Source organism: Sulfitobacter sp. SH22, from assembly GCF_965641905.1.
In the GTDB taxonomy this organism is placed as follows: domain Bacteria; phylum Pseudomonadota; class Alphaproteobacteria; order Rhodobacterales; family Rhodobacteraceae; genus Sulfitobacter.
In genome coordinates, this window is record NZ_OZ282573.1 from 2,042,434 (window position 1) to 2,054,804 (window position 12,371).

Consider the following 12,371-nt stretch of genomic DNA (forward strand, 5'->3'; position numbering starts at 1 on the left):
TGGCTATCCTTTGAATTTCCGCGCCTTGCGCAGCACCATATCCCGGCGGGTTTTGCTTAGATTATCGAAATACATCTTGCCGGCCAGATGGTCGATCTGGTGCTGCACGCTGGTCGCCTCGAGGCCCACAAAATCGCGGCGTGTCACAACGCCGTTTTCATCAAGATAGCGCACCGTCACGCCACGCGGGCGTTTCACCTTGGCCGATACACCGGGCAGATTCGGACTGGCCTCGTCATGTTCGTTCATGATGGCAGAGGCATCCAGCACCTCGGGGTTAGCCAGCCTGATCCGCTTGTTGCGCCCCTGCGATGCATCGACCACAGCAACGCGCAACATCACCCCGATCTGCGTCGCCGCAAGACCGACACCGGGCATGGCATCCATCGTATCAATCATATCATCCCAAAGACTGCGGATTTCATCCGTAATCTCGGTGACGTCAGCCGCAGCTGTGCGCAGGCAGACATTGGGCCATGGCACGATCTTGCGAACCGTCATCGGGCGGCATCCTTTTCAACACGGTCATAGATCACGATGCCATCCAGATGGTCGTATTCATGCTGGATGATCACGGCCTCGGCTCCGGTAAAGCTGCGCTCGTGGGTGCCCTCAAGGTCGGTCCACCGCAGGGTAACTTGGGCCGCACGCGCGATGTCCATCGGGACACCGGGGATAGACAGGCACCCTTCCTCTCCGGTCAGACGATCCTCGGACAGGGCGATAATTTCAGGGTTCACACATGCGATCGGCGTCGGCGTGCCGTCTTTCCAATTCGCATCAAACACGAAAATACGTTCGGTCCGGCCCACCTGCGGGGCCGCCAAGCCACGCCCGGGCGCGTCATACATCGTGTCGAACATGTCAGCCATCAACCGCTCAATTTCGGGCGTGATCGCGTCGACCGGCTGACAAATCTGCGTCAACCGCGCATCCGGCCAGATGACGATGTCCAGCACGCTCATCCGCGGGCCAGTTCGCGTTTGAGCTTGGTCATCTTGCGGGTGATCATCTGACGCTTCAACGGCTTGAGGTAATCGATGAACAGCTTGCCATCCAGGTGATCAATCTCGTGCTGCACACAGGTCGCCCAAAGCTTGCTGAATGTCTCGGTATGTTCCTTGCCGTCGCGGTCGATCCAGCGCACGTCAACCTCGGCTGGCCGGGTCACATCCGCGTATTGATCGGGGATCGACAAACACCCTTCCTCATAGGTGTTCAGATCATCCGAGGCCGCGATGACTTCGGGGTTGAACATGATCAACGGGCGTGAGGGCTCGCCTTCTTCCTTGACGCAATCCATCACGATCAAGCGGTCCAGCACACCCACTTGGGGTGCAGCAAGGCCGATGCCCGGTGCATCATACATGGTTGCCAGCATATCATCAGCCAAGCTGCGCAATTCGTCTGTCATATCAGTGACAGGCGCGCAGAGTTTTTTCAGACGAGGATCGGGGTGAAGAAGGATATTGCGTTTCATGAAGTTGATTTAGGGTAACCCGTGGCCCGCTGCAACCTCAGGGCTTGCGGTCAGGCAGATTACGTTTAGCGTATCGCCAAAATATATCAGGAGCGACCCATGGATTTTGACGAAATCATCGACCGCCGCGGGACCCATTGCGCGAAATGGGACAAGATGGAGCCGATCTATGGCGTGCCCGCAGACACAGGTATTGCCATGTGGGTCGCTGATATGGATTTCCGCCCGCCTGCGGTCGTGCAAAACGCCCTGCAAGGGATGCTGGATCATGGTGTTTACGGCTATTTCGGGGATGACAGCAAATATCTGGCCGCGATCCAGTGGTGGATGGAAAACCGTCACGGCTGGAAAGTCGATCAAGACTGGATTTTCACAACACATGGGTTGGTGAACGGTACATCCATGTGCGTCGATGCCTTTACCAAGCCCGGCGACGGGGTGGTGCTTTTCACGCCGGTTTATCACGCTTTTGCGCGGGTTATCTCGGCTGCGGGTCGCAAGGTTGTCGAATGCGAACTGGTCAACAACAAAGGCCGCTACACGCTGGATTTCGATGCCTATGACGCGCAAATGGCCGGCAACGAAACCATGCTGGTGTTCTGCTCGCCGCATAACCCCGGTGGCCGCGTCTGGACAAAGGACGAACTGGCGCAGGTCGCAGCCTTTGCCAAGCGTCACGATCTGGTGCTGGTTTCAGACGAAATCCATCACGATCTGGTTTTCCCCGGCACGAAACATACTCCGATGGCACTGATCGACGATGTGCAGGATCGTCTGGTGATGATGACCGCGACAACAAAAACCTTCAACATCGCGGGCAGCCATTCGGGCAATGTGATCATCCCCGACCCCGCGCTACGCGCGACCTTTGCAGCACGTATGAACGCAATGGGGGTGTCGCCAAATTCATTCGGTCTGGTGATGGCGACTGCGGCCTATTCGCCTGAAGGGGCCGCATGGGTCGATGAACTGGTCGCCTATCTGGATGACAACCGCAGAATTTTCGACGCGACGGTCAATTCCATTCCCGGCTTGCAGTCGATGCCGCTGGAATCAACCTATCTGGCTTGGGTTGATTTCGAAGGGACAGGCATGGACCCGTCAGAATTCACCAAAAGGGTCGAACAAAACGCCGAAATCGCCGCCAACCACGGCCCGACCTTTGGCAAAGGCGGCGAGACGTTCATGCGCTTCAACATCGCCACCCCGCGCGCACGGGTGGAGGAAGCCTGCACCCGACTGCGCGAGGCGTTCAGCGACCTTCAGTAACCTAAACCGGTGCGTCCATGGCAATCAAAGCCACGGGCGCGTCGGATGCCCGTTCAAAATCAAGCGCCGCTTTCTCGGATACTTTGGTGGCGCGTTTGAATTCGAACTGCATCTCGCCGCTTTCCTCTTGGGTGGCGACAACCAGGCATTGAAGCAAGTGGATCGACCCATCATAGAGATCAACCAGACCGCGCAATTTTGGGGCGGTTTTGGCGTCCATCGAGAAACCGGTGCTCCAATGGCGCAGCACCTGATGCCGGGTTCCATCCACATCGATTCGCAATCTGGACGCCTTGCGCAGGCTTTGCAGACGCGCAGCATCAAGGCCGGCTTGAATATCCTTTGATAGTGAAATTTCCATCTTACCCCCCGTTTTTAAACAGAATGACGTGATACAGGATGAAATCAACCGATGTGCCCAAAAAGATTAATGTGGTGCATCTTTGCAGGGCTGATGTGCATTCATACCGGTGTTCTTATTCCCAGTGACCGTTAGTTTAGCCTCTCAAGGTAAAGGAGTGATCAATGGGACTTTTGGTAGATGGCGTCTGGAAAGACCAATGGTACGATACGAGCGCAACCGGCGGGAAATTCGAACGCTCGGCTGCAAAGTTTCGCAATTGGGTGACGTCGGACGGCAGTGCCGGCCCCAGCGGCGACAGCGGGTTCAAAGCCGAAAGCGGGCGCTACCATCTTTATGTCAGCTATGCCTGTCCCTGGGCGCACCGCGCGCTGATTTTCCGCGCTCTCAAAGGGCTCGAGGACCATATATCCATTTCTGCCGTACATCCTGAAATGCTGGGTGAAGGCTGGACCTTTGACACCGGTTTTCCCGGTGCCACAGGTGACGCCTTGTATGACCTGCCCTATGCCCGCGACATCTATACCCGCGCGGACCGCAAGTTCAGCGGCCGCGTGACGGTTCCGATCTTGTGGGACAAAATCAACGAAACCATCGTTTCCAACGAATCCTCCGAAATCATCCGTATGCTCAACAGTGCTTTTGACGGGATCACCGGTAACACCGCCGATTTCTGGCCTGAACACCTGCGCAGCCGGATCGAGACGGTCAACGACCGTGTGTATGACACGGTGAACAACGGCGTCTACAAATGCGGCTTTGCCACGACACAAGACGCCTATGACGATGCGGTCCATCCTCTTTTCGAAAGCCTCGACTGGATCGAAGACATTCTTGCCACCCAAAAATATCTCGCCGGTGACACGCTGACAGAAGCCGACTGGCGGCTATTCACCACCTTGGTGCGCTTCGACAATGTCTACCATCTGCATTTCAAATGTAATCGCAGACGGATCGTCGACTACCCGCACCTTTGGGCCTACACCCGCGAATTGTATCAAACGCCCGGCGTCGCTGACACCGTCAAGATGGACCACATCGTGCGCCATTATCACTATAGCCACGATACGATTAACCCCAACCGGATCATCCCGATCAATCCGGCACTGGATTTCACTGCACCACACGGGCGGGGCTAGTTCGAAAACACCATGCCAGCACGATGCATGCTTGTCGTGCTGCGCATACCTTTGCCCATACCCGGCCCCCGATTGACCCGCTTAGCCCCTATACGGGTCAAAGTTTTGACGTCTTCGTTTTCGATACTACTTTCAGCAGGATTGCGAAGTGCTGAAAAGGAAACGGTTATGCGCGAATTACTTTGGGGGGCCTGTATGACCCTCGCTGCGGCAACAGCCCAATCAGAAACACCCTGCGGCGGTGATTTCAACGCGTTTATCCAAGGCCTGAAGGCCGACGCCGTCGTCGAAGGGATTTCAAGCGCCCAAGCCGATGCGTTTTTCCAAACCGTACGCCACGACCCTGAAGTGTTGCGGGCGGATGGCGCGCAAGGGGTTTTTCAAAAACCCTTTATCGACTTTTCCCGCGCGCTTATCTCGACGGATCGCCTGAACCGGGGCATTTCAAACGGGCAAAAACATGATGCCATTTTCACCCGCGTCGAAACCGAATTTGGCGTCGATCGCGGCGTGCTGCTGGCGTTTTGGGCGTTCGAAACCGATTACGGCACTTTTCAGGGCGACAACAACACCGCAAATGCGCTTGTTACCTTGGCCCACGACTGCCGCCGCCCCGAACTTTTCCGCCCCCAGGTCATTGCCGCAATCAAGCTTTTTGCACGCGGTGCGTTTGATCCCGCCACCACAACGGGCGCTTGGGCAGGCGAGATCGGGATGGTCCAGATGCTGCCAAAAGACATCCTTGAAAACGGGATCGACGGGGATGGGGATGGCCAGGTATCCCTGAAAACGTCAGTGGCGGATGCGCTGATGTCTGGCGGCAAAATGCTGCAAAGCCTTGGCTGGACGGCTGGCCAACCCTGGCTTGAAGAAGTCGTTGTACCAGCCGGTTTCGACTGGTCGCTCAGCGGGCTTGAGACGACATTGAAGGGGGCGGAATGGGCTGCACTGGGTCTGACGGCGCGCGATGGTGGGCTGGCGGAAAACCTGCAAGCGTCGCTTCTTTCGCCGCAAGGGCACAAGGGGCCGACTTTTTTGGCCTATCCCAATTTCAACGTCTATTTTGAATGGAACCAAAGCTTTACCTACGTTCTGACCGCTGCCTATTTCGCAAACCGCCTGAAGGGTGCCCCGATTTACGAGGCCGGAAATCCGGATCAGGGTTTATCAAGCGATCAGATGAAACAGCTCCAGACCCAGCTGCGTGCCAAAGGATATGATGTTGGTGCCATTGACGGGATATTGGGGGCCGGAACCCGTAGCGCGGTGCGTGCAGAACAAAAGCGCCTTGGCATGCCCGCCGACGGCTGGCCCACAATCACGCTTTTGACGGGGCTTTAGGGCCTCACGGCTTGACCGGGAAACGGTCGCCCTGCGCGGTCAAAAGCGTCATCCGCCCGCCGCTCGATACGAACCTGTCGCAGCGGCTGCGCCCGTTCTCGAATGTCACACAAACACGGCCATCGTCTTTGACCGTGAACCGACCCTCAGCCGTATCGCCATTGGCGTAAGTATATCTGTACCCGCCATCCGCACGGTAACTGGACTGCCCGTCATCATAGAACCCAAGCACCTTGCCTGATATCAGATCGGTAATCTCATCCATAGATAAGACCACATCACCCTGACGTTCCGCCCAATTCTGGGCCACGGCAGAGGTTGAAAAGACGATGAAAAACGAAAGGATCAAAAGACGCATTCCAGCACCCTAGGGCAGCCAGCGCCAAATAACTAGGCGACCAGTTTTTCGGCCTTTTTCAAATCAACCGATACCAGCTGACTGACGCCTTGTTCGGCCATGGTGACACCAAACAGGCGGTCCATCCGTGCCATCGTGACCGCGTGATGGGTGATAATCAAAAACCGCGTATTCGTCTGACGACACATTTCATCCAGCAAATCGCAAAACCGCGTCACGTTCGCATCGTCCAGCGGGGCGTCGACTTCGTCCAGCACACAGATCGGTGCGGGGTTGGCCAGGAATACCGCAAAGATCAGCGCCATCGCCGTCAGGGTTTGCTCTCCGCCAGACAGCAAGCTCAAGGTGCTCAGCTTTTTGCCCGGTGGCTGGCACATGATCTCCAGGCCTGCCTCAAGCGGGTCCTCTGATTCGACCATGACCAAATTCGCCTCGCCACCGTTGAACAGGTGCCGGAACAACATCGTGAAATTGCTGTTCACCTGCTCGAAGGCCGTCAAAAGCCGCTCGCGCCCCTCTCGGTTCAGGCTCGAAATGCCACTGCGCAACGTCTTGATCGCTTCGGTCAGGTCGTCTTTTTCTTTTGTCAGATTGTCGTGCTCTTCCTGAACCTCGCGGGCGTCTTCTTCGGCGCGCAGGTTCACCGCCCCCAATGCCTCCCGCTGACGCTTGAGCCGGTTCACGTCGGTTTCCAAAGCCTCAGATGCCGGCATCTGGTCAGGATCAACGTCCAGAGATGTCAACAATTGGTTCGGCGTCATTTGCTGGTCTTCGGCAATCCGCTCTGCGGCATAGGCCACGGTTTCCTTGGCCGCATCCGCCCGCGCCTCGGACCGCGCGCGGGCCTCCCGCGCCTCCGAGGCCAGGCGCTCTGCATCGCGCTCTGCTATCGTCGCCTCGCGCAACGTCCCCTCCGCGACCGACAAACGATCTGCGGCTTCAGCCTTGCGGGCATCTGCGATTGTGATCGCCTCCGTCAACTCATCCCGCTTGGCGGCAATCTCGGCTGGTGCCGCGTTCGCTTCTTTCAGCTCGGCCTCGGACCCGGTTTTGCGGTCCACCAGCTCCGCGCTGCGCTTTTCCGCAGTCTCAAGGCGATGCCGCCAACCGCTCAGCTCCTTGGTGACTTCTTGCGACCGCTTCAGGCGGGCATCGCCTTCGCGGCGCAACTCGTCATGGGCAGACCGGCGCGACATCATCGCAATCCGTGCCCCCTCAACGCTCATGCGCAATGTCTCGACGCCTTCGCGGGCCTCTGCCACATCGTCCAGATCGGCCAGCGCGCGCTCTGCCTCCATCACCTGCTGGCGGCCGGCCATGGCCTCTTCCTCGTGGCGCGATACGGCCAGATCCAGACTTTCCAACCGCCCCTGAGCAAGATTGCGGTCGGCTTCAGCCCTGCTCAGGGCGCGGCCTGCATCCGCAACTGCGCGGTCGGCATCGCGCCGCGCCTCACGGGCCTGTTTGTCCGCAAGCGTTTGCGCGGCCAAGGTGCGCTGCAACGCATCATGGGCATCACGCGCGCCGTCGGCCCGTTGGCTTGCTTGCTCCAGCGATTGTTTCAATACTTCCAAGCGGTTGATTTGCTGCAACCTTAGCGCGGCAGCCGAAGGCGCATCCTCGGCCCAGGCCCTGAACCCGTCCCACCGCCACAAATCCCCTTCGGGCGATACCAGCCGTTGCCCCGGCTTCAATGCAGCTTGCAAACGCGGGCCATCATCGGCTTCGACCAGTCCGATCTGGCTCATCCGGCGGGCCAGAACATCGGGCAATGACACATGCGCCGTCAATGCTGTCACCCCATCAGGCAAGGGCTGCACCACGTCATAGGCAGGCAAGACCGCCCAGCCCGAGGGGCCATCCGCGTCGACTTGGGGGGCGCGCAGATCATCCGCCAAGGCAGCACCAAGCGCTTTTTCAAACCCGTGTTCGACCTGCAAACGGTCCAGAATTTGGCCGCCCTCTGCCGTGTCCCGTTCCACCAGCTTGGCCAGCGCACCCGCTTCCGCCCGCAAGGCGTTCATCTCGCCTTCGGCTTCCGATCGCTCCGCGCGCGCGTCAGCTTCGCGGCTTTGGGTCTGGGCGCGGGCTTCCTCCGCTGCATTCAACGCCTGTTCGGCATCGGTCGCCTGCTGTGTCGCGGCCGCCTCAGCTTGAGTGGCAAGATCAAAATCAGCGGCGGCTTTGACCAGCGCAGCCTTGCTTTGTGCCACAGCGTCGCGCGCTTTCTCGGCCTCGGCCTCCGACTTGGCCAGGGTTTTCCGGTTATCGCCCAGCAATCGTTCCGCAGATCCGTGACGGGCCGCAAGCCGGGCCACATCCTCGGTCATCTCCGACAATCCCGCTTCTTGCGCTTGCAGAACCGACGCCGCCTCGCTTGCAACTTCGGCGGCGGCTTCCAACGCAGCGCCATGGCCAGCGCCCGCTTTTGCAAGTTCCCGCGCCTCCCACTCAAGCCGCTCGATTGTTTCACCGGCATCGCGGTTCAACCCTGCTTCGCGTTCTATGTCGCGGGCAAGCTGTGCAATCCGCTTGGTCAGCGCGTCAATGGTTTCCTGCGCACGGGCTTCCTGATCGGCAAGCGTATCACGCTGCACCCCGAGCCGCTGAAGCACCGCTGCGGCAATCGCATCTTCCTCGCGCAACGGCGGCAAGGCATCTTCGGCGATCTGGCGTGCTTTGGCTGCTTGGCGGACCGTGCCTTCAGCCTGCGCCGCCGCTGTCACGCGGGCACGCAGTTCATCCGCCGCAGTGGCGCGCGCATCATCGGCTTCGCGCCAGCGGCGGTACAACAACATGCCTTCGGATTTCCGCAGGTCATTGCCGATTTCACGATAGCGGGCGGCCTGCCGTGCTTGACGGGCCAGTTGCGCCAGTTGCGCCGCAAGCTGTTCAATCACATCATCGACACGGGCCAGATTTGTCTCTGCACCGTTCAGTTTCAATTCGGCCTCGTGACGCCGGGCATAAAGGCCGGATATCCCTGCCGCCTCTTCCAGAATGCGGCGGCGGTTTTTCGGCTTTGCGTTGATCAGTTCCGAAATCTGGCCCTGCCGTACCAAAGCGGGGGAATGTGCCCCGGTCGAAGCATCTGCGAACAACATCTGAACATCGCGGGCCCGTACATCCTTGCCTGCCGCTTTATAGGCGCTGCCGACATCGCGCGTGATCCGCCTGATGATTTCGATCTGGTCGGTGTCGTTGAACCCCGCAGGGGCCAGGCGTTCGGTGTTATCAATATGCAACGCGACTTCGGCAAAATTGCGGGCCGGACGGGTCGAAGCACCGGCAAAGATGACGTCTTCCATCCCGCCGCCCCGCATCGCTGTGGGCCGGTTTTCACCCATCACCCAACGCAAGGCTTCAAGAAGGTTGGATTTTCCACAGCCGTTGGGGCCGACCACACCTGTCAGACCATCGGCGATGATCAGATCGGTTGGATCAACAAAGCTTTTAAACCCCGTCAGTCTGAGTTTTGAAAACCGCAAACGTCCCTCGTGTGGCTGATTCCTAGAATGTCCGCCAGTTGGCGCGATCCGCCGCGCCCTGTCAATCCAAACACTCTAGGGAAGGCCGTCTACCGCCGCTTATCCACAAGATATTGCGTTAAGCAGGGGCCATGCAGGACAGTTTTCGGACCGGCGGGTCATGATTTTTGGTCAGTCGTGGTGCCCCCTCCACACAGGTTGGCGGGGTCGTTTGCCGTGACTTTAGCCCATTCCCGCGACAATCCAGAACGCCGGTGGCCAATGCCTGATCGCCCAAGACGTCCCTGACCTCGCAGCCGCTGACCGCAAACATCGCCAGCGCCGCACGGTTTCTGATTGGCCCGAAACGGGGGGCGTATTCCGGATTAACGCGCATCGCTTCGGCCATTTCACCCCGAATGCGCACGTCGAATAGCGATCCGTCCACTTCGATCCGTGTGGCAGTCAGGCCCCTGAAATGCGGCCCAGGGGTGTTGCAAGCCGCAAGGCCGAACAAGATGGCGATGAACAAAAATGCAGGTTTCATGCCAAATGGCTAACCCACGGTACTTAACAATCTGTGAACCTTTGACAAAGACATTGCCGCCACCTGCTCGTGGTCATATATTTTGACCAATTCAAGAGGGACCCCATGCCATTTAAACCCGTATCATCTGAAAAGCTGTCACATGCTGTGGTCCGGCAGGTAGAGCAACTGATCTTGCGCGGGATCCTGCGCCCGGGGGAACGCCTGCCTGCCGAACGCGAATTGGCCAAGCGCCTTGACGTGTCGCGCCCCTCGTTGCGCGATGCGATTGCGCAGCTTGAACAGTCGGGGCTTTTGACCGCCAAGCCTGGCGCGGGGGTCTATGTGGCCGATGTGCTGGGCGGGGCCTTTTCGCCGCCCCTGATCGAACTGTTTGCCCGTCATGACGAGGCCGTGTTCGACTATCTGTCATTCCGCCGCGATATGGAAGGGCTGGCGGCAGAGCGCGCAGCGCGTTTGGCATCAGACACCGACCTGAAAGTTGTAGATACGATTTTCAGCAAGATGGAGGCGGCCCAAGACAAGCGGGCGAACGAGGACGAGGCGCAACTGGATGCGCAGTTCCACATGGCGATTATCGAGGCGAGCCATAATGTCGTGATGCTGCATATGATGCGGTCGATGTACGACCTGTTGCAGGGCGGCGTATTTTACAACCGCCAGGTGATGTTCAAACAGCGGACCACACGTTCGGCCCTGCTGGACCAGCACCGCAGCATCAATGACGCCCTGCAAGCACGCGATCCGGCAGGCGCGCGGATGGCCGTGGAGGCGCATTTGAACTATGTCGAAAACGCCCTGCGGGACCAGCAACGCGCCGAGCGCAACGAAGTCGTCGCACACCAACGCCTGCAGCACGAAACGCAGCAAGACTGATTAAGAACGAGACGTCCGGAAACGAAAAAAGGCCCCGGAGAAACTCCGAGGCCTTTTCGTCAGGATTGAAAAGATTAGTGCAGCTTTGCATCTACATCCGCGATGGCGCTGTCGATCAGGGCATTGCCTTCTGCGGCAGTCATCTTCTTGGCGATGACATCCTTGGCAGCGGCGATTGCGATCACGATGGCTTGGTCGCGTACTTCTTTCACGGCAGCAGCCTGAGCAGATTCAATCTGTTCTTCGGCAGCAGCCAACCGGCGTACGATGGATTTCTCCAGGTCAGCGCGGGCTTGTGCGGCAGCTTCGGTTGCTTCTGCTTTGGCAGCCGTCACGATCCGGTCGGCCTGATCTTTTACTTCTTGTTGCTTGCGCTCGTAGCTGGCAAGAAGCGTCTGCGCTTCTTCGCGAAGGGCACGTGCCTCCTCCAGTTCCGACTTGATCCCGTCAGCCCGCTTGTCGAGCATGCCCGACAGCAAGGATGGCACTTTGAAATAGAACAAAACGCCGATGAACAGGATGAAGGCCAACAACACGATAAAATCTGTGTTTTTCAGCGAAAAGAAAACGTCGCCCGCTGCAAAAGCCGGTGATGCCACCAAACCTGCAATCAAAGCTGAGAAAGTCAAACGCATGGCTTATCCTTTCATCCGGGCTTCGACGGCCGCGGAAACAGTTTTCGCATCTGCGGAACCACCCAAGGCTGCAACAATCGCCTGAGCGGTGTCTTTCGCCACCTCTTCGACGTTCTGCATCGCACCTGCGCGAATTTCGGAGATCGCTTTTTCGGATTCATCAGCTTTCGCGGCAATCTCTGCGTCTGCTGTCACAATCGCTTTGTCGAGATCGGCTTGAATGTCTGCTTTGGCGGCTGAGATGATACGCTGCGCTTCTGCGCGGGCATCGATCAGGGCCTTGTCATAAGCTGCTTCTGCCTCTGTTGCCTTGACCTTGAGGTCTTCGGCAGCAGCGATGTCATTGGTGATCGTGCCCTGGCGTTCAGCCAGAACAGAACCGATGCGTGGCAAAGCAATGCGGGACAGAATGAAGTAAATCGCAACAAGTGCTACGACCAGCCAGAAGATCTGGTTGCCGAACCATTCGCCGCAAAGTTGGGGCATGCCAATGGCACCGCCGAATTCGCTAACGCATGTGCCAGCGACTTCCATATCAAGTGGTTCAGTTGCCATTATGGCCTCCTGTCAAAACGTTCAAATCCCTTGGGCAGCGCGCCGTAACGCGCTGCCCGAAGCGTAAGGAAGTGTCAGTCTGACGCTTAAACGGCGAACATCAACAGCAGAGCAACGAGGAACGAGAAGATCCCCAGGGCTTCTGCAAACGCGATGCCGATGAACAGTGTTGCAGTCTGACCAGCAGCTGCCGAAGGGTTGCGAAGTGCGCCGGCAAGGTAGTTGCCTGCGACGTTGCCCACACCGACTGCCGCGCCGCCCATGCCCATGCATGCCAGACCCGCGCCAATGTATGCGCCCATTTGTACGATATCGCCTTCCATGAGAATTCTCCTTACGATGG

General features: G+C 58.3%; 14 protein-coding genes. 4 read left to right on the forward strand and 10 right to left on the reverse strand.

The window, feature by feature from the left end; translation table 11 throughout:
• Positions 1-3 precede the first annotated feature (3 nt).
• From def (ACSQ13_RS12130) to def (ACSQ13_RS12140), 3 genes are read right to left on the reverse strand one after another with little or no spacing between them, the layout of a single operon-like run.
• Positions 4-501, reverse strand: a complete 498-nt coding sequence (gene def, locus ACSQ13_RS12130; RefSeq protein ID WP_176250715.1) for a peptide deformylase — start codon at positions 499-501, stop codon at positions 4-6.
• On the reverse strand, positions 498-965 hold the full coding sequence (def, locus tag ACSQ13_RS12135) for a peptide deformylase (protein ID WP_176250716.1): 468 nt from the start codon (positions 963-965) through the stop codon (positions 498-500). The genes def (ACSQ13_RS12130) and def (ACSQ13_RS12135) overlap by 4 nt, the downstream gene beginning before the upstream one ends.
• Positions 962-1,480 (reverse strand): peptide deformylase, encoded by a 519-nt coding sequence (def, locus tag ACSQ13_RS12140; RefSeq protein ID WP_176250717.1) that lies wholly within the window; start codon positions 1,478-1,480, stop codon positions 962-964. The genes def (ACSQ13_RS12135) and def (ACSQ13_RS12140) overlap by 4 nt, the downstream gene beginning before the upstream one ends.
• A gap of 99 nt (positions 1,481-1,579) precedes the next feature.
• On the opposite strand from def (ACSQ13_RS12140), the gene ACSQ13_RS12145 reads away from it, so the two are divergent.
• On the forward strand, positions 1,580-2,749 hold the full coding sequence (locus tag ACSQ13_RS12145; RefSeq protein WP_295512825.1) for a MalY/PatB family protein: 1,170 nt from the start codon (positions 1,580-1,582) through the stop codon (positions 2,747-2,749).
• A 1-nt stretch (position 2,750) separates the two neighbouring features.
• Here ACSQ13_RS12145 and ACSQ13_RS12150 read toward each other — a convergent pair whose 3' ends face one another.
• Positions 2,751-3,110 (reverse strand): hypothetical protein, encoded by a 360-nt coding sequence (locus ACSQ13_RS12150; protein ID WP_176250719.1) that lies wholly within the window; start codon positions 3,108-3,110, stop codon positions 2,751-2,753.
• A 164-nt stretch (positions 3,111-3,274) separates the two neighbouring features.
• Between ACSQ13_RS12150 and ACSQ13_RS12155 the strand changes: the two genes are divergently transcribed.
• A complete protein-coding gene (locus tag ACSQ13_RS12155) occupies positions 3,275-4,249 on the forward strand; it encodes a glutathione S-transferase family protein (protein WP_295512824.1) in 975 nt (324 codons plus the stop codon).
• A 168-nt stretch (positions 4,250-4,417) separates the two neighbouring features.
• A complete protein-coding gene (locus ACSQ13_RS12160; RefSeq protein ID WP_435988106.1) occupies positions 4,418-5,590 on the forward strand; it encodes a lytic murein transglycosylase in 1,173 nt (390 codons plus the stop codon).
• 4 nt (positions 5,591-5,594) lie between these two features.
• On the opposite strand, the gene ACSQ13_RS12165 is transcribed toward ACSQ13_RS12160, so the two are convergent.
• From ACSQ13_RS12165 to ACSQ13_RS12175, 3 genes are all read right to left on the reverse strand, one after another.
• Positions 5,595-5,948: a hypothetical protein gene (locus ACSQ13_RS12165; protein WP_176250722.1), complete on the reverse strand. Its 354-nt coding sequence runs from the start codon at positions 5,946-5,948 to the stop codon at positions 5,595-5,597.
• 32 nt (positions 5,949-5,980) lie between these two features.
• Positions 5,981-9,436, reverse strand: a complete 3,456-nt coding sequence (gene smc, locus ACSQ13_RS12170) for a chromosome segregation protein SMC (RefSeq protein ID WP_295512823.1) — start codon at positions 9,434-9,436, stop codon at positions 5,981-5,983.
• Positions 9,437-9,554: 118 nt separating this feature from the next.
• The gene (locus tag ACSQ13_RS12175; protein ID WP_255200217.1) at positions 9,555-9,962 is read right to left on the reverse strand and encodes a hypothetical protein; all 408 of its coding nucleotides are present in this window, start codon (positions 9,960-9,962) and stop codon (positions 9,555-9,557) included.
• Positions 9,963-10,067: 105 nt separating this feature from the next.
• Here ACSQ13_RS12175 and ACSQ13_RS12180 point away from each other — a divergent pair, with 105 nt between their 5' ends.
• Positions 10,068-10,838, forward strand: coding sequence for an FCD domain-containing protein (locus ACSQ13_RS12180; RefSeq protein WP_176250724.1), 771 nt, complete (start codon positions 10,068-10,070; stop codon positions 10,836-10,838).
• Positions 10,839-10,912: 74 nt separating this feature from the next.
• Here the strand turns inward: ACSQ13_RS12180 and ACSQ13_RS12185 are convergent, their stop codons facing one another.
• The 3 genes from ACSQ13_RS12185 to ACSQ13_RS12195 all read right to left on the reverse strand — a co-directional run bounded on the left by ACSQ13_RS12185 (position 10,913) and on the right by ACSQ13_RS12195 (position 12,351).
• On the reverse strand, positions 10,913-11,473 hold the full coding sequence (locus ACSQ13_RS12185; protein WP_176250725.1) for a F0F1 ATP synthase subunit B: 561 nt from the start codon (positions 11,471-11,473) through the stop codon (positions 10,913-10,915).
• 3 nt (positions 11,474-11,476) lie between these two features.
• Positions 11,477-12,028 (reverse strand): F0F1 ATP synthase subunit B', encoded by a 552-nt coding sequence (locus tag ACSQ13_RS12190; protein WP_295512822.1) that lies wholly within the window; start codon positions 12,026-12,028, stop codon positions 11,477-11,479.
• A gap of 86 nt (positions 12,029-12,114) precedes the next feature.
• Positions 12,115-12,351: a F0F1 ATP synthase subunit C gene (locus ACSQ13_RS12195; protein ID WP_008227326.1), complete on the reverse strand. Its 237-nt coding sequence runs from the start codon at positions 12,349-12,351 to the stop codon at positions 12,115-12,117.
• Between the last annotated feature and the right edge of the window lie 20 nt (positions 12,352-12,371).